Origin of the sequence: Methanospirillum sp. (assembly GCF_028679455.1) — an archaeon.
Classification (GTDB): Archaea; Halobacteriota; Methanomicrobia; order Methanomicrobiales; family Methanospirillaceae; genus Methanospirillum.
Genome location: NZ_JAJRBM010000067.1, coordinates 1 through 17,511 on the forward strand (window position 1 = coordinate 1; position 17,511 = coordinate 17,511).

Here is a 17,511-nt window from a genome sequence, read left to right on the forward strand (position 1 = left end):
GATGGGATTTATTCTCATAATGACGTGACATAATTTTAGATTTTATCATCTATTCTTGATTCTTGGGTTTACATTGAATTTTTTATTTGTGAAAATACTTCTATAATTATTGACTTGCTTAGGTGATGGTGTCACATTACTTAGCGTAAAAATAGAATAAATCTTTACAAATTACGCTTAATTGCTGTCTTACACTTTTTTACGGGAAATTTTAAAATTTTAATATTGCACCATTGTACTGAAAGAAATTTATTTAAGCTAAAACTAGAATAGAGTACATACTGAAAATATATTTTTAGATATTTTATCTATCCCTACTGAAATTTATGGTTCCAGTGGAAATAAAGGGGTGGGGGTAAATTAATTTTTTAGAGATCAGAAATTTAATTTTAAAATTTCACAAAAAATATCTTTTTTAAGATGATTTTAACCTGTTATTTACCCTTCCTATAGTATTAATGGAACATCCATCTAACCATGATAGGAAAGAAAACCAATGACGGAAGAGACAACCGGTTCATCTGGATTATTTGATAAATATCTGGCTGAAAACCGTATTTTTAAGGATCGGGAAGTTCTCCGGCATTCATATCGCCCACATATCCTTCCTCACCGGAAACCTCAGATTGATCAAATAGCTTCAATTCTTGCTCCCTCTCTTCAGATGGAAACACCCTCTAATATTCTCATTTATGGAAAAACCGGAACCGGAAAAACAGCCTCTGTCAGATATGTAGGTACTGAGCTTGAGCAGGTAAGTGCCCGGAGAGGCACCGTATGCCGGGTTGTCCATCTAAATTGTGAAGTGATAGACACCCAGTACCGCGTGCTTGCCCAGATAGCCAAACTCATCCTTGGGGAAGATGACTTCCCTAGTGATCGTCTCCGGACCCATATCCCAATGACCGGGTGGCCGACCGATCAGGTTTATGCTGAATTAAAAAACCAGCTTGAAGCAGTATCTGGTGTTTTTATCATCATTCTTGATGAGATTGATAAACTCGTAAAAAAAAGTGGTGATGATACCCTCTACAATCTCACCAGAATTAACACCGATCTTGACCGATCCAAAGTATCAATTATTGGGATTTCAAATGATCTGGGGTTTAAAACGTTCCTGGATCCACGGGTTTTATCCTCACTTTCTGAAGAAGAACTTGTCTTTCCTCCATATAATGCAACCCAGCTCTGTGATATTCTTCAACAGCGTGCTACCATCGGATTCATTGAAAACGCACTTCATGATGAAGTAATTCCTCTCTGTTCTGCACTTGCTGCACAGGAACACGGTGATGCCAGGCGTGCCCTTGATCTGCTCAGAATCTCCGGGGAACTTGCTGATCGGGAGGGTTCACAGAAGGTTCATGTTGATCATGTGAAAAAAGCCCAGGCCAAGATTGAAACCGATAGCATGGTCGAATGTATCAGGACCCTGCCAACCCAGAGCAAGATCGTCCTGTATTGCATGCTTCTGCTTCACCGGGCAGGTCAGAAAATATTCATCTCCGGTGAGATCACCCGGATATACCGTGAAATTACTCCAATACTCGATATTGATGTTCTGACCATTCGCAGAATATCAGACCTTATATCTGAACTTAATATGCTCGGGGTTATCAGCACCCGCCTTGTAAACCGGGGACGACATGGGAGAACCAAGGAGATGTGGTTTGATACCAATACTGACAAGATCTGGGAGGTTATCATGGAGGAGCAGGACGGCCGTCTTGCACAAATTGATGCAGAACTTCTCGTTACCATGTTACGGTGAAACTCATGGATGATAAAGACAGGACACTCCTCTCCCTTCTTGAAGAGGATTGTACAACCCCGGTGCATGATCTTGCAATCATGCTCGAATGTACTGATGATGAGATCCTTTCACGGAAAAAGTCCCTGGAAGATGCAGGCATCATTGGCCGGTATTCGGCAGTGATCAACTGGGAAGCATTCGAGTCGGGTGTGGTGTTTGCAATCATCGAGCTTAAGGTTGCTCCGGAACGTGAATGGGGGTATGATCGAATCGCTGAGCGGATCGCCCGGTTTTCCAATGTACGGAGTCTGCGCCTCAAAACTGGTTCTCATGATCTCCAACTCCTGGTTACCGGGAAGAGTATGCAGGAGATAGCACGTTTTGTCTCTGAGCAGATCGCACCTATGGATAGGATCAGGGAGACTGCTACTCACTTGATCATGAAGACATACAAGGAGAATGGAGTGTTGTATGTAGAACGGGAAGAGGGGAAGCGGCTTCCCTTCTCATTTTAGGAGTTGAAGATGCGGGATTTTATTTCTGAACGGGCCAAGGCCATACCCCCGTCAGGGATCAGGCGTTTCTTTGACCTTGCCGGCCAGATGGAGGATGTCATTTCACTCGGTGTGGGAGAGCCGGATTACACTACTCCATGGCACATCTGCGAAGCTGCAATAACCTCAATTGAGCAGGGTCATACCTCGTATACCTCAAACACCGGCCTTGTCACGCTCCGAAAGGAGCTGGCAGCGTTTTTGGATCGGCGTTACCAGATCCAGTACGATCCCTTGTCAGAGATGATCGTCACCACCGGTGTATCTGAAGCACTTGATATAGCCATCCGTGCGGTGATCAACCCTGGTGATGAAGCTCTGGTTGTGGATCCGATCTATGTCTCCTACGGACCATGCGTAACGCTGGCGGGCGGTAAACCAGTCCTGATGCCTTGCCTTGAGAAGGATCATTTCAGGCTGACGCCTGACGTACTGATGGAGCACATCACTCCGAAATCCAAAGTACTGATTCTGAACTTCCCGAACAACCCTTCAGGGGCAGTGATGCGGGAAGAAGATATTAAGGGCATCGCTGATGTGGTCATTGACCATGATCTGCTTATCCTCTCAGATGAGGTGTACGCGGAGCTTACATACGAAGGAAAGCATTGTGCAGTCGCCTCAATTGACGGGCTCTGGGATCGGACCGTAACCCTTTCCGGTTTCTCGAAGGCATTTGCAATGACCGGATGGCGACTCGGCTACTTCTGTGCACCCAAAGAGATCACTGCTGCAGCTCTCAAAATTCATCAGTATATCATGCTTTCAGCACCGACTATGGCTCAGTACGGGGCGATCGAAGCTCTCAGGCACGGAGAGGAGCCGATGGAACACATGGTCAGGGAATACCACATGAGGCGCAACCTCTTTGTGGATGGTCTGAACCGGATCGGACTTCCCTGTCACCTTCCTGAAGGAGCATTTTATGCTTTCCCCTCAGTAAAGCAGACCGGCCTTACGGATCAGGAGTTTGCAGAACGGCTGATCACCGAGGCCGGAGTTGCCGTGGTTCCAGGCAGTGTATTCGGGACTGCTGGCGAAGGGCATGTGCGATGTGCATATGCAGTCTCCCGCAATGATCTCTCTGAAGCAATAACCCGCATGGGTGAATTCTTACAAAATCTCTGATTTTCAATTTTTCCTGCCAAGGCCAAATCTGGGGAGTTTCTGAAGGGGAGAGTATATGTCAGATCGTCTCTAACCTATCCTGTTGGATGAGTTGTACCATCATCGTGGGCGGCAACTTTGGTGACGAAGGGAAGGGGAAGATCGTCTCCCACGTCGCTCACAAAGATAAACCTACTATTATTTCGAGGGGGGGTGTCGGCCCGAATGCCGGACATACCGTCATGGTGGGTGAGAAGAAGTTTGGCGTTCGGATGTGCCCCTCCGGATTTGTCTATCCTGATGCCAGGCTCATGATCGGAACCGGAGTTCTTGTGGATCCCCGTGTGTTTGCCCACGAGGTCGAGGTTCTTGATGTTGGTGGCCGGGTCTTCATTGATGAACGGTGTGCCATCATCGATACCAACCATATTGATGAGGATAAAAGTAACGCACACCTTGCCAAGAAAGTCGGGTCAACCGGGACCGGATGTGGCCCTGCCAACCGTGACCGTGCAATGCGGGTTGCGAGACTTGCTCGTGACATTCCCGAACTGAAACCGTACCTTACCGATGTTCCACTCGAGATCAATACTGCACTTGATGCAGGTGAGAACATTGTGCTTGAAGGGACTCAGGGCTTTGGGATCTCACTCTATTACGGCTCCTATCCCTTTGTGACCTCCAAGGATACCTCGGCATCACAGATGGCTGCTGATAACGGGGTAGGCCCGACCCGTATCGATGATGTGATCGTGGTCTTCAAAGCGTTCCCGACCCGGGTGGGCGAAGGGCCGTTCAGCACCGAGATGTCAAGTAGTAAGGCACATGATCTTGGCATCCAGGAGTTTGGAACGGTAACCGGTCGTGAACGACGTATCGGGAACTGGGATGGTGAGATGGCCCGGTATGCGTCTATGATCAACGGCTGTACCCAGGTTGCAATCACTGGTGTCGATCATATAGATGCAGCCTGTTTTGGTGCTACCGAATATTCACAGCTTTCAAAACCTGTGAAAGATTTCCTGAAACAGGTTGAAGAAGACACCCGCTCCCCGGTAACCCTCATCTCTACCGGTCCTGAGATGAGTCAGATCATTGATCTGCGGAGTGAACTCGTATGAAGCGGGATCTGTATGATATCCTCTGTTGTCCGGTCTGCAAGGGAGATCTGGAGCTCGTTGTCAAAGAAGAGAATGAAGTGGAGATCATGACCGGCTCTTTGATCTGTCATGCATGTTCGGTAACATACCCGATAGAGGAGGGCATCCCCAACCTCCTCCCCCAGAATATCTGATTTTTCATGTTTCTCTCCCCGCTGGTTCTGATCCTCTCCCTGGTTGTGGATCGGGTCTGTGGGGATCCTCATACCCGCTATCATCCGGTTGCGATGATCGGGAGTTTTATCTCATGGTGGGGAAGACCCATCTGGTGGAATCCTGTCCTGCATCGATTGGTCGGAGTCATCTTCTGGATTGCCACGGTAATCATCTTCACCCTCCCGTTCTTCCTCTTCACCCGGTACGCTCCCTGGTATCTGATGGTACTGATAGGGCCGTTTCTGCTTAAGATCTGCTTTGCGGTTCGCTCTCTTGAAGAGCATGCTGAAATGGTGGCCGCAGCCACCAGTCCGGATGTCGGGAGGGAGCAGGTCAGGATGCTGGTCTCTCGTGATACCAGCACGCTCACCGATGAACAGATCCTCTCTGCTGCCTATGAATCGGTTGCAGAGAACCTGAACGACAGCATTATTGCCCCGCTTTTTTACTTCATGATCTTCGGGCTTCCTGGTGCAGCGTGTTTTCGGGCAGCCAATACGATGGATGCGATGCTTGGGTATACTGATGAACGATCGCGGATCGGGTGGTTTTCTGCCAGGATGGATGATATCCTCTCATACATTCCTGCCAGGATTACCGGGCTGTTGCTTATGGCATATTTTCTGGGCAGAAAGCGCATCGCTCCCGCGATTCGGATCTTCAGGCGTGATCGAAAACTTAGACCCGGATTTAACGGAGGAATTCCGATGTCACTGATCGCAGGGGGTGTCGGAGTGATGTTTGAGAAACCGGGAAAGTACCGGATTGGGGATCCTGAACGACCCCTCCGGCAGGCAGGTCCTGATATCATCGGTTCAGTCAGGGGAACAACTCTGATCTTTGCCATCGTTGCCGCTACTGCATCAGTTTTATGGAATCTTCTCCCCAATATATGAGGAATGAAACTCGAAGAGCTTCGGTACGGCACTGAACTGATCAAGCGCGGATTCGCATCCATGCAGAAGGGCGGTGTAATAATGGATGTGGTGAACGCTGAACAGGCCGGGATAGCCGAAGATGCGGGGGCTGTTGCGGTCATGGCCCTCGAACGGGTTCCGGCTGATATCAGATCAGCAGGTGGCGTGGCCCGGATGTCAGATCCAGGCATGATCAAGGAGATCATTAGCGCAGTATCTATTCCGGTGATGGCAAAAGCCAGAATCGGTCACTTTGTTGAGGCCCAGATTCTCCAGTCACTCGGTGTTGATATGATCGATGAGTCTGAGGTCCTCACCCCTGCTGATGAAGAGTTCCATATCGATAAGAAACAATTTACGGTCCCCTTTGTCTGTGGTGCACGCGATCTCGGTGAAGCACTCCGTCGGATCAACGAAGGAGCAGCCATGATCAGAACCAAGGGTGAGGCAGGTACCGGCAACGTCGTTGAGGCAGTCAGGCATAACCGGACGATCCTCAGTGAGATCCGCAAACTGAAGGGTATGGATGAGACAGAACTGATCAAGCGGGCACGTGAACTTGAAGCCCCTGCTGAGCTGGTTATTGAAACTGCAAAACGTCAGCGTCTTCCGGTTGTCAACTTCTCAGCCGGTGGCATTGCAACTCCTGCCGATGCGGCTCTCATGATGCAACTCGGCAGTGACGGGGTCTTTGTAGGATCCGGGATATTCAAATCTCAGAATCCTGCCAAGATGGCAAAAGCCATCGTTGAAGCAGTCAACCACTTCAATGAACCGGCAGTATTAGCGGAAGTTTCCCAGGGTCTTGGTGAACCGATGAGGGGGATTGAGATTCACTCCCTTCCACCGGAAGAGAGGCTGGCATCCCGTGGATGGTAAGATCGGTGTTCTGGCCCTTCAGGGCGATGTGAGTGAACACATTGCCGCGTTTGAGCAGGTCATCCGTGAACGTCAGGTCAACATCCCGGTTGTTGAGGTAAGACTTCCCGGTGATATGGAGGGCCTGATTGCCCTGGCCATCCCTGGTGGTGAGTCAACCACCTTTATGCGGCTCATCGATCAGAATGGTTTACGTGAGGAGATAAGGAATTTTTCAGGCGGGATATTTGCGACCTGTGCCGGGATGGTGGTTACGGCACGGGAGGTGAAAGACGAATCACGGTTTGCACCGCTTGGAATTGTAAACACTGTGGTTAACCGGAATGCATTTGGGAGGCAGCGTGAATCATTTGAGGCTGATATCCCGGTGGCCGGTATTGCATCGCCATTTCATGCGGTCTTCATCAGAGCTCCGGTTGTAGAATTGGCAGGTCCTGACGTAGAACCACTAGCCGTTCTTCCCCAGGGGATCGTAGGTCTTCGCTCAGGAAAACATCTGATTCTGGCATTTCATCCTGAAATTGGAGGAGATTTAAGACTTCATCATCTCTTCCTTGACGGGATCCTTTCTTTACCGCGCCCAGGCGCGTGACCCCTTTATTTCCACTGGAAATAATAGATAGTGCAATATTCTCTCCTGGTTATGCAATCAGGAAAATAAAAAAATTATCTTGCTTTTCCCTGGTTTTTTACCGCATCCATTGCAGCCTTTACTGCCTCTTCATCGCCGAGGTAGTAGTGTCTCAGGGGTTTTAGATCCGAATTCAGCTCATATACCAGGGGGATACCTGTCGGGACATTAAGTCCGGTGATCTCTGCATCAGAGACCTGATCGAGGTGTTTGATCAGGGCTCGGAGACTGTTACCATGTGCAGCGATGAGAACCTTTTTCCCGGATCGTATTGCCGGGGCGATGTCAGACTCCCAGAGTGGGAGGAACCTGGCAACGGTATCTTTCAGGCACTCGGTGAGGGGGACCTGATTATGGTTCAGTTCACTGTAACGACGATCATATCCGGGATTTGATCCATCACCAGAGGCAAATGCCGGAGGGGGGATGTCATAACTCCGACGCCAGATGTGAACCTGTTCCTCTCCATACTGTGCTGCCGTCTCTGCTTTATCAAGACCGGTGAGAGCACCATAATGACGTTCGTTCAGGCGCCATGAACGGATCACCGGGATCCACATCAGGTCCATCTCATCCTGAATCGTCCAGAGTGTCCGTATTGCCCGCTTCAGAACCGATGTCCAGGCGACATCAAAGGTGTAACCCTGTTCTTTAAGCAGGCGACCTGCCGAATGTGCCTCTTCCAATCCTTGAGGGGAGAGATCGATGTCTTTCCAGCCAGTAAACCGGTTCTCCCGGTTCCACAGGCTCTCACCGTGACGTATGAGGACCAGTGTATACATGAGATTCACAGGGATGTTAGTCTGCAGACCGGTTAAAACTCTGGAAAGGTTATATTCGCAAGTCACCAATCTTGACATATGGGTACTGGTGTCGGATGTGCTGCGGTGGTAGTGCTGGGTCTGATCCTTGTCACTACCGGACTCGTAACAGGAGCCGTGAACGTCTCGACTGAAGGTTTGATTGTGACTGATACCGGATATCCCGGTGGATCGGTTACGATCATTGAGGTTCTGAACAACAAGGGTGATTCCTCTTCAGGATCAGAGAAGGTAACCTATTATCTGGTAAATGAGTCAGAAAAAAATGCAACTCCGGTTCCAATAGGAACTACTGATCTCACACCGATATCTGCAGGTGGTGATTACTCCAGTGCGAACACCTTCCTGCTTCCGATGAATCTTGCAGATGGTGTCTACACCTTTGTCCGTGAGGTAATGGGAACTGATCAGAAGATGTCATCGGGAAAGACAATCCGGATCTCTGATGCTACCCGGCCAAAAGGTAATACGGATCTGGTTGGTCTCGGGGTGATCACTCCTGGGAAGGCCGCTCCCGGTGAAACAATCAGGCTTATTGGGGCGGTAGGGAATAATGGAGGTTCTGATGCCGGACGGTTCTCGGTTGACTTCTATCTGACGAACCGGAGTATCCGTACAACAGAACCACTGCTTCTTGGAACCTGGGATATTGAGTCGATCCCGGCAGGAGGTCAGGCAACCACAACCCGCTCGGTTACCGTCCCGTCTACCACCACCCCGGGTGAATACGGTATTCTCATGGATGTCGATCCCTCAGGTTCGGTATCAGACAGTACTCCCTCCAATAATGACTGGTACCGAGAAGGGATGATCAGCATCACCGGGCCGACGATTGCCATGAGCCCGTTCCCGGATACGATGATGATCAACACCACCTCATCGGTAATTGTGGTCCCGATACCGAACAATACGAGCAGTACCACTGCTGTTACAACCACCTGATCACAGACAACAGGCCGATTTCTGGCTATCTTTTTTATCTGGTCTCTACATGAAGGAGGATATCCTCTGCAATACCGGGCGTAAGCGAAGAAAAATACCACAAGCCCTCTTCTTCGATGAGCAGGGCAACCGGCTCACCAGATAAGCACTGACCGTTCTGAAAGGCAAAAACTGACACCCTGACCAGGGGGTAGAAACTCCTCGCTCCACTGATCACCGGGCTGGTGAAAAGAATTAGGTGATCAGGCACCCACTTTCCCCCATGTAAAAAAAGCAGGAACCGGGATATCCAGGAGTGGAAAGAGATCTGGCAGAACACTCCGAACAGATCTGATTACCAGCCCTGCAGGGTATTGAACCCTGAATCCGCAGGTAAGAGTTCCCTCTATGATAAGCTGATCAAAAACCGGGATCAACGTTACTGAACAGACATGCATACTGACTGGGGTGAGTGCATGATAATAGCCATAAACCAATCCGGTTGACACCGGATCTCCGGTTCCTAACCTGACAGTCCCGGTAATTCTCTCGATCCTGATATGGGAAAGTAAGAGTGGGATGAGCGACTTCAGTACCGGGACGAATCTGAAAAGGCTCTGCGGATGAGAGCCAGGCGATGTAGGCTCATGATGGGCCGATTCTCCAGAATCAGGAATTTCACCGGGTTTATTCTCTGGTAGTATATAGGTGAATATCTGAGTTCTCTGGATCCGGACTACCACCTGTAGCCCTGAATCCTCCGGTCTGATGCAGATATTGCCCGGACCCCATCTGATGCAGGCTTCTCCTGTCCTAATCCCCCCCTGCATAGTTCCGCTGAAGGTAATGATGAGTGGAATCCGGTAGATAAGAACTGCAGTGAGGATAAAAAACAGAGAAAATCCGGTTGTCAGAAAAAGATAGGGGATCAGATCATACATAACAAGGTTATGGTGAGGGCTCAGAATCCTGTAGTGTTGGCGCTGCTGCGTCTTTCTTCTTGATAAGGTCTATAACCTGGGGGACGAGTGTTTCACTGAGTGAGGTGATCACCTGAGCTATTGGGTTATTATTCTTAAGTGAGATGATCTGGATTCCTTCAACTCCACTCAGGGTCTTGTCGGTAATGATCACAGCGACCGGCTCGATACCTCCACCGGCTCCCCCAGCACTAGCCTTTTCACCACTGCCGAATCCTCCGCCTGCACCAAAGGCAACTCCGAATTTGGTTACCGGAATAATCATCCGGTTCCCGAGATCTACTGCATCACCCATGACGTTGCGGGCTGTGATGATCTCTTTGAGTTGCCCAGCTGCTTCTTTGAGGATCTCTTCTGTTGCCATATGTATCTGCAAGGGGATGCACCGTGAGATTATTAATAGATTACTTATCTGCAAAAAATATCAGGATAGTGCTCCTGATAGTTGCCATGATTGTAACTCTGATTTTTAATTCCTCGTGATTCTCCCTGATATCAGGAGATACTAACCTTCTAATTATCGGGAAACAATCTATGGTGTGAGAAGATATGGTTCAGATCGATACGTCTGTTGCATCGGGCATAAAGAAGATCGCAGAGCAGGTTGCTGCAATATCTTCATTTCACGGGTACCAGGATACCGCATACTATCTCCCGATCTCTTACGCAATATCAGGTTCAGGGATCGACTCACAGCAGGCAGCGGAGCAGGTGTTTGCAGCTGCTCACCAAAGCCCCCTGATTGGTGCTGAAATCCTGCTTGCGTCCCGGGGGGTACGAGAAGGCCCCCCGTATACCGGATTTATTGAGGATGCGGTGATCCGAAAACTCGGGTACACGCTTGTGGATGGAAGTATTCTCGGGCTTGCCCTGGTCGTCGGGAACGCTGCTTCGGCTGATTATGCAGCAGCAATATGCAGGGAGCTGCAGGAGAAGCTCATGCTCACGTTCCTCTCAGGCGGTGTGATAACATCCCTCACTGATGCCGGGGTCAGGGTTGGTCTTGACCTCAGGCTGGTCCCGCTCGGTAAGGACTCACTGGCCGCAGTTCACTTTGCCGATATTCTTGCCAGGGTTGCGATGATGTTCGGAGGTGTTGTTGCAGGTGATGCACACCGGCTTGTTGCGTATGCATCCGAGCGGGCAAAGGCATTTGTCATTGCATTCCCGGGCATGACTGACGAAGAAGTCGCCTTCATTGATGCTCTCAGGGTGCTTGGGATTCCGATCCTCCACATGGGAGGATATGAGGGGCATGACTGGGTACAGGCAGGCCCGACTGATATTGTCAGAATCGGGATGGAGATGCGGGGAATCCGGGTTCAGGTCACCTCAATTCCCATCCCGATGGCCTGTTCGCCCGCGTTTGAAGGAAAGGCTATCCGGAAAGAGGAGATGTATGCCGAGTTTGGGGGGACCCGCTCGCCTGCATTTGAACTCCTGAGAGTCAGGGATTCCAGTGAAGTAACTGACGGAAAGGTCATCATCATCGGTCCTGAGATCGATACCATCCCGAAAAAGTCAGCAGCACCGCTTGGCATCATCGTGGAGGTTGCCGGCAAAGCGATGAAAAAGGAATTTGAACCGGTTCTGGAACGACGGATTCATAACTTCATTAATTATGGAGAAGGTTCCTGGCACTCGGCACAACGGGATCAGATCTGGGTTCGGGTCTCTGAAGATGCGGTCTCCCAGGGACTCAGGATAACCGATCTTGGAAAACTTCTGGCTGCAAAATTCAGAATGGATTTTCCAACCCTCCTCGATGCAGTCCAGGTCACCATGATCACTGACCGGGAGCAGGTACTCATCCTCCAAAAGGAAGCTGAATCTATCTATTCTGAACGGGATGAGCGGATTGCCGGGATGAAGGATGAAGATGTCACCCTGTACTACTCCTGCACCCTCTGCCAGACTTTTGCCCCGAATCATGTCTGTGTGCTCACCCCCGAGCGACCTGCTCTGTGTGGTGCTCTTACCTGGCTTGATGGAAAGACGGCATACGAGATGTCACCATCGGGAGCGAACCAGCCGATTGAGAAGGGCACCCTGATCAACGATGAGGCAGGTGAGTACGAAGGAGTGAACCGGTTTGTCAGGCAGGCATCCCACGGTGAGATCGAACGCTGTGTCCTGTACAGTATCATGGACGCACCGATGACCTGTTGTGGCTGTTTTGAAGCTGTTGCCATGATCCTGCCCGAGACGAACGGAATCATGATCGTGAGCAGGGAATACAAAGGAGATACTCCGTCAGGGATGACCTTCTCGACCCTTGCCGGAACCATTGGCGGAGGTGCACAGACACCCGGCTTTATTGGGATCTCAAAAGGATACCTCCTTTCTGATCGGTTCATCCAGGCAGAAGGCGGGCTTTCCAGGATTGTCTGGATGCCCTTAGTGGTCAAGGAAGAACTTGAGACCAGGCTCCGTGCAAAGATGGAATCAGCCGGTCTCTCCGGCCTCTATGAGAAGATCGCAGACGAAACTGTTGCAACCGATATAGAGGGACTCTTAACATTTCTGACCTCGGTGGATCATCCTGCGTTATCAATGGCCCCCCTGCTGTAGGAGAAATCATGACCATATCATATTCACCTGGGTGGACCGCATCGATCCGAGAGGTTGTAATCGGTGCTACAGCAGCAGAAGGAGGAACCCGGCGTATCTCCTACCGTATCGGCGGCGAGTCTGATCTTCCCTGTATTGGATCCGGGAGAAAACCCCTCATTGCCTTTGAGATATGCGACGACCCGGCACTCTGGCCTGATGTTATCAGAAGTGCCTGTACAAAACTGGTTGATAACCCACCAGCCTGGGCCGCATATGTGGACACCACCCTGCAGGCTGATCTTATCAGGCTCAATCTCACCTCGACGAGAAGACGTAACTTTGATGCGTATGATGCAGTGAGCAAGACCGTCATCGCAGTCCTCCAGGCAACGAGCCTCCCACTTATCATTGAAGGGAGTGCTGATGCCGATATCGATTCTGAGGTATTTCAGCGGTGTGGAGAAGCTGGAGAGAAGGAGAAACTCGTACTTGGCACAGCGGAAGCGGCCCGGTACCGGAGTGTCGCAGCCGCTGCGATTGCATATGGACACTCGGTCATCGCCCAGTCCCCGATTGATGTGAATCTGGCAAAGCAACTCAACATCCTGCTCCGGGAAGCCGGGGTTCCTGATGACCGGATCCTCATCGATCCCTATACTGGGGCACTCGGGTACGGGTTTGAATATACCTACTCGACTATGGAGCGAATTCGGTTTGCAGCCCTGAAAGGGGATGGTGATCTTGCAATGCCGATGATCTGTGCCCCCTCAGATACCCTGACGATCAAGGAAGTCAGAGCAGCGGTTCATTCCCATGAGACTGCTGTTTCCTGGGAAGTGGCGACCGCAGTTGCAGCGGCACTCGCGGGGGCAACCATTCTGGTAGTCAGGCATCCGGGCTCCCTTGCCCCGCTCAGAACAGCGATTGATTCTCTGTGGAAAGAGGAGGTGGCCTGATGGCACTCAAGGCCCTTGATATCTACAAATTGCTCCCCAAGAAGAACTGCAAGGAGTGCGGGGATCCGACCTGTCTCACCTTTGCCATGAAACTGGCACAGGGGAAGGTTGAGCCTGATCTCTGTCCATACCTTGACGAAGAGGCGAAGAATATCCTTGGTGCTTCAACCCGGCCACCGATCCAGAAGGTGACGGTGGGTATGGGAACCCTTTCATTCACGGTCGGCGAGGAATTTGTCTTTTATCGGCATGAAAAGACGTTCTATCACCAGCCTGGCATTATGTATTCCGTATCTGATACGGAATCAGATGACCGGATCCGGGAGGTCGTTTCCCAGGTGAGGGGCTGTCGCCTGACCAGGATCGGGATCGATCTGGTTCTGAACGGTCTTGCGGTCTATGCAGAATCCAGATCTCCAGAGCGGTTTGCGGCTGCAATAACAGTGGTTACCCAGGATAATCCAGATCTTCCCCTGGTTTTGATGGCATCTGATCCCGCAGTTATGGAGGCAGGCCTCGCTATCTGCGGGAACTATCTGCCACTGATCCGGGGTGTCAATGATCAAAACTGCGAAGCCTTTTGCACATTGGCAAAAAAATATGGAGCCCCGCTCGTAGTTAGCGGGAACGACCCCGAGCAGCTGGCCGCCAATGCTTCCAGATGCACCGGTCTTGGTATCACCCAGTTGATGCTTGATCTCTCTGGAACCGAGGGTGAGTTCATCAGGGCTTCAACTTTGGTGCGTCAGGCTGCTCTGGCCAGGTCTGTTCCCGGACTTGGATACCCTGTCTTTCTTGATGTCCGGAGTTCAGGATTCTCCGGACTCATCACCGGTATTACGAAGTTTGCTTCAGTGATCGTGACGAGGCCCCTGACGAGAACAGAGATGCAGGCCGCCCTGGTGATGCGCCAGAATATCTACACCGATCCCCAGAAGCCGATCCAGATGACCCCCGGACTATACCGGGTGGGATCACCGGGACGGGATGACCCGGTCTTCCTCACGGTAAATTTTTCACTCACCTACTTCACCCTTCAGGGGTATCTCGAATCAACCCGGCGTTCGTGCTGGCTGCTTATCGTGGATACCGAGGGGATGTCAGTGCTGACTGCGGTTGCTGCAGGGAAACTGAGTGAGTCGGTGGTTAAGGATGCGATCGAGAAGTCCGGCCTCGCGAGTGAGGTGAACCACAAGACCATCATCATTCCCGGATATGCATCCCCGCTCTCGGGCAGGATCGAGGAATATACCGGCTGGAAGGTCATCGTCGGTCCCCGCGACGCAGCAGAGATTGCATCGTTCATTGAGGAGGAGCTGAAGTAACCGATGCCGATTGTTACCTTTCTCCCCGGATTTCGGAAAGTTGAGGTTTCTTCATCTGATTCACTCATGACCGCTGCCCAGAAGGCAGGCCTTTCGATCAATGCAGTCTGTGGTGGTGTTGGGAAGTGTGGAAAGTGCGTAATGTTTCACAAATCAGGCAGAATCAGGTTTGATGCCGATCGGTTTAAGGAGTTTTTTACCCAGGAGGAACGGGATGCCGGCGCCATCCTCTCCTGCGAGTCGTATCCGGAGGACGACTGTCAGATTATGGTTCCGGAACGGACCCTGATCCAGAATCAGCAGATCCTTATGAATGTGGTCGGTCAGGCTGTCGAGTTCAATCCCTCTATAAGGAAATACTATGTTCAGGTCAAACCTCCCACCCTGGAAATGCCGGCATCCGACCTCTACCGGTTATTAGATGCCATCTTTCATGCAGGGGGTCCTAACAGCAAGCAGGTGTACGTACCTCTCGAGATCCTCCGAAGAATCCCCTCGATCCTTCGGGATAGCGGCTGGAGGGTTACTGCCACTATTGCCCGGCTACCAGCTGGATACCGGATGATCGAGATCGAGAAGGGTGACACCTCAACCCGGCTATATGGGGTGGCGGTGGATCTCGGGACCACCACTATCGTTGCATTTCTTCGGGATCTCACCACCGGTCAGGTCATCGGTGTCGGGTCCTCCTATAACAAGCAGATATCATGTGGCGAAGATATTCTTTCGCGGGTAAATTACAGTAAACGCAAAGGGCTCTCCCGCCTTCAGGATCTGGCGGTCGAATCTATCAACAATGCCATCACCATGGCAGCGAATAATGCCGGAGTTGACCGGGATGACATCTGCGAGGTGGTGGTAGCAGGGAATACGATCATGACCCACATGCTCCTTGCAATAGATCCCTCGTACATGATCGAGGAGCCTTATGTCCCGGTAGTCCGACGATCTCTCACGGCCTCGGCCGGAAGAATTGGCCTTTCCATCAAGCCTGAGGGAGGGATTTTCCTCTTTCCAGCGGTTAGTGACTTTATCGGCGGTGATATCGTTGCAGACATCGTGGCATCAGGAATGGCAGAGAGTCCCGAGATCTCTCTGATGATCGACATCGGTACTAATTTTGAGGTGGTGCTCGGCAACAATGAGTGGATGTTTGCCTGCGCCGGTGCAGCAGGTCCGGCTCTGGAAGGGGGGGAGGTACTGTTTGGTATGCGGGCAAATCCCGGAGCTATCGAGAAGGTCAGCATCGATTCTGCCACTCTTGATCTCAAATACCAGACGATCAACGGAAAGAAACCGGTTGGTATCTGTGGTTCAGGACTCATCGACGTGCTAGCCGAACTTCTGCGTGCCTGTGTTATCGATCGAACCGGGAGAATCAATACCACCCTTGGCCATCCCCGCATCCGGGAGGGTGAGTACTTCCCGGAATTTGTTCTCGCCTGGAAGGACGAGACCGGTATCGGGAAGGATATCGTCGTGACTGAGAACGATATCAAGAATCTCATCATGAGCAAGGCCTCAACCCTTGCTGCCTGTATTATCCTGATGAACCAGGCAGGGATCACCCGTGAGGATATCAAAACCCTTTATTTTGCCGGAGGGTTTGGTAACTATATCAACAAAGATAATGCGATTACTGTCGGTCTGATCCCCGAAGTACCGGTGGATCGCATCATCAACCTCGGAAATGGTGCTGCAGAAGGTGCCAATATCGCCCTGATCAATCGGAAGAAGCGCAAATTTCTCGATGAGATTGCCTCTCTCATGGGGTACATCGAGCTCAATGCTGAACCAACTTTCATGGATGAATACACCAGAGGAACCTTCCTGCCTCATACCGATCTCACCCTCTTTCCGATGGTTGAGAAGAGTCTTGAACTCTGTCGTCTCCGGGTGGAGGGAAAATAATGGCAGGATTTTTGAAATCCCCTCATAGTATCGCATCAGGGGTTGGTTCACTCCCTCATACCGATCCTGTTTCGGCAGTGAATGATGTGCTCCGGCTCTGCCCTGCGATGCCGTATGCACCGACACTCCCAAATATCTCCCCCTATGAGTCGATCATCTGGCATGACTCCGAGAATCTTCCAGGCAGGGTTATTGAAGGGAATAAACTCTATGTCGATCGAGCACTGGACTTCTCGCATGAAATGGAACAGGTATACCTTGATTTCATGGAGCTGCACATCGACCGGTACATTGCATCCCCCGAGTACGGGGCAGGATACTATGAGATGGCTACCCGGGATCTCTCCCCGGTCTGGTGTGCCAAGTGCCAGGTCACCGGACCGGTCACCTTCGGGCTGACGATCACGGATCAGGATCGCCGTCCACTCGCATATGATGCCCAGTACTTTGACATGCTCACGAAGATGCTAGCACTCCGGGCGCGATGGTATGAAATGCTGATCCAAAAGACTGGTGCTCCGCAGACACTGGTGGTGATCGATGAACCGTACCTCGCTGCCCTCGGATCCTCGGTGATGCAGATCACGCCTGAAATGGTCAGATCAGCCTTCGAGGATATCGGGTCACTCATCGAAGGGGGTATCGGGGTTCACTGCTGCTCGAATACCGACTGGGGGCTGCTGATGTCCCTGCAACCCGCACTCATATCTCTGGATGCGTATGGGACAGCCAAAGAACTTCTTCTGTATCGCGATCAGATAAGGTCATATCTGGAGAAGGGAGGCATCATCGCCTGGGGAGTTGTCCCTGCTGAACTGGATAAATTCAATCAGGAGACGACCGAGACGCTTTGGAAGCGGTATCTTGCGATAAGGACCGAATTGATA

18 protein-coding genes are annotated in these 17,511 nt (G+C 51.0%); 14 read left to right on the forward strand and 4 right to left on the reverse strand.

Annotated elements, in window-relative coordinates:
* Positions 1-496 precede the first annotated feature (496 nt).
* The 8 genes from LUQ50_RS02120 to pdxT all read left to right on the forward strand — a co-directional run bounded on the left by LUQ50_RS02120 (position 497) and on the right by pdxT (position 7,118).
* Positions 497-1,771 (forward strand): ORC1-type DNA replication protein, encoded by a 1,275-nt coding sequence (locus tag LUQ50_RS02120; RefSeq protein WP_300035477.1) that lies wholly within the window; start codon positions 497-499, stop codon positions 1,769-1,771.
* A gap of 5 nt (positions 1,772-1,776) precedes the next feature.
* Positions 1,777-2,268 carry an Lrp/AsnC family transcriptional regulator gene (locus LUQ50_RS02125; protein WP_300035480.1) on the forward strand — a complete coding sequence of 164 codons (492 nt, stop codon included), beginning with the start codon at positions 1,777-1,779 and terminating at the stop codon, positions 2,266-2,268.
* 9 nt (positions 2,269-2,277) lie between these two features.
* A complete protein-coding gene (locus tag LUQ50_RS02130; RefSeq protein WP_300035483.1) occupies positions 2,278-3,435 on the forward strand; it encodes an aminotransferase class I/II-fold pyridoxal phosphate-dependent enzyme in 1,158 nt (385 codons plus the stop codon).
* A gap of 86 nt (positions 3,436-3,521) precedes the next feature.
* Positions 3,522-4,535 carry an adenylosuccinate synthetase gene (locus LUQ50_RS02135; RefSeq protein ID WP_300035486.1) on the forward strand — a complete coding sequence of 338 codons (1,014 nt, stop codon included), beginning with the start codon at positions 3,522-3,524 and terminating at the stop codon, positions 4,533-4,535.
* Positions 4,532-4,708, forward strand: a complete 177-nt coding sequence (locus LUQ50_RS02140; RefSeq protein ID WP_300035489.1) for a methytransferase partner Trm112 — start codon at positions 4,532-4,534, stop codon at positions 4,706-4,708. The genes LUQ50_RS02135 and LUQ50_RS02140 overlap by 4 nt, the downstream gene beginning before the upstream one ends.
* A 6-nt stretch (positions 4,709-4,714) precedes the next feature.
* Positions 4,715-5,626, forward strand: a complete 912-nt coding sequence (cbiB, locus tag LUQ50_RS02145; protein WP_300035493.1) for an adenosylcobinamide-phosphate synthase CbiB — start codon at positions 4,715-4,717, stop codon at positions 5,624-5,626.
* A gap of 3 nt (positions 5,627-5,629) precedes the next feature.
* On the forward strand, positions 5,630-6,526 hold the full coding sequence (gene pdxS / locus LUQ50_RS02150; protein ID WP_300035496.1) for a pyridoxal 5'-phosphate synthase lyase subunit PdxS: 897 nt from the start codon (positions 5,630-5,632) through the stop codon (positions 6,524-6,526).
* On the forward strand, positions 6,516-7,118 hold the full coding sequence (gene pdxT, locus LUQ50_RS02155; RefSeq protein WP_300035499.1) for a pyridoxal 5'-phosphate synthase glutaminase subunit PdxT: 603 nt from the start codon (positions 6,516-6,518) through the stop codon (positions 7,116-7,118). Before pdxS ends, pdxT begins: the two co-directional genes overlap by 11 nt.
* Positions 7,119-7,192: 74 nt before the next feature.
* On the opposite strand, the gene gpmA is transcribed toward pdxT, so the two are convergent.
* The gene (gene gpmA, locus LUQ50_RS02160) at positions 7,193-7,939 is read right to left on the reverse strand and encodes a 2,3-diphosphoglycerate-dependent phosphoglycerate mutase (protein ID WP_300035501.1); all 747 of its coding nucleotides are present in this window, start codon (positions 7,937-7,939) and stop codon (positions 7,193-7,195) included.
* A 78-nt stretch (positions 7,940-8,017) separates the two neighbouring features.
* On the opposite strand from gpmA, the gene LUQ50_RS02165 reads away from it, so the two are divergent.
* Positions 8,018-8,920: a CARDB domain-containing protein gene (locus tag LUQ50_RS02165; protein ID WP_300035504.1), complete on the forward strand. Its 903-nt coding sequence runs from the start codon at positions 8,018-8,020 to the stop codon at positions 8,918-8,920.
* Between the two features lie 34 nt (positions 8,921-8,954).
* Here LUQ50_RS02165 and LUQ50_RS02170 read toward each other — a convergent pair whose 3' ends face one another.
* From LUQ50_RS02170 to LUQ50_RS02180, 3 genes are read right to left on the reverse strand one after another with little or no spacing between them, the layout of a single operon-like run.
* Complete coding sequence (locus tag LUQ50_RS02170; RefSeq protein WP_300035506.1) at positions 8,955-9,170, reverse strand: hypothetical protein; 216 nt, start codon at positions 9,168-9,170, stop codon at positions 8,955-8,957.
* Positions 9,163-9,840 carry a DUF2953 domain-containing protein gene (locus tag LUQ50_RS02175; protein ID WP_300035508.1) on the reverse strand — a complete coding sequence of 226 codons (678 nt, stop codon included), beginning with the start codon at positions 9,838-9,840 and terminating at the stop codon, positions 9,163-9,165. The genes LUQ50_RS02170 and LUQ50_RS02175 overlap by 8 nt, the downstream gene beginning before the upstream one ends.
* 7 nt (positions 9,841-9,847) lie before the next feature.
* Entirely contained in the window at positions 9,848-10,243 is a 396-nt protein-coding gene (locus tag LUQ50_RS02180) for a GerW family sporulation protein (RefSeq protein ID WP_300035510.1), read from the reverse strand.
* A 185-nt stretch (positions 10,244-10,428) separates the two neighbouring features.
* On the opposite strand from LUQ50_RS02180, the gene acsB reads away from it, so the two are divergent.
* From acsB to LUQ50_RS02205, 5 genes are all read left to right on the forward strand, one after another.
* Positions 10,429-12,450: an acetyl-CoA decarbonylase/synthase complex subunit alpha/beta gene (gene acsB / locus LUQ50_RS02185; RefSeq protein ID WP_300035512.1), complete on the forward strand. Its 2,022-nt coding sequence runs from the start codon at positions 10,429-10,431 to the stop codon at positions 12,448-12,450.
* A gap of 8 nt (positions 12,451-12,458) precedes the next feature.
* Positions 12,459-13,388, forward strand: a complete 930-nt coding sequence (locus LUQ50_RS02190) for an acetyl-CoA decarbonylase/synthase complex subunit delta (RefSeq protein ID WP_300035514.1) — start codon at positions 12,459-12,461, stop codon at positions 13,386-13,388.
* Complete coding sequence (acsC, locus tag LUQ50_RS02195; protein WP_300035516.1) at positions 13,388-14,713, forward strand: acetyl-CoA decarbonylase/synthase complex subunit gamma; 1,326 nt, start codon at positions 13,388-13,390, stop codon at positions 14,711-14,713. Before LUQ50_RS02190 ends, acsC begins: the two co-directional genes overlap by 1 nt.
* Before the next feature lie 3 nt (positions 14,714-14,716).
* The gene (locus LUQ50_RS02200) at positions 14,717-16,624 is read left to right on the forward strand and encodes an ASKHA domain-containing protein (RefSeq protein ID WP_300035518.1); all 1,908 of its coding nucleotides are present in this window, start codon (positions 14,717-14,719) and stop codon (positions 16,622-16,624) included.
* Positions 16,624-17,511, forward strand: an 888-nt coding sequence (locus LUQ50_RS02205; protein WP_300035520.1) for a hypothetical protein, incomplete at its 3' end; no start/stop codon positions are given. The genes LUQ50_RS02200 and LUQ50_RS02205, both read left to right, overlap by 1 nt.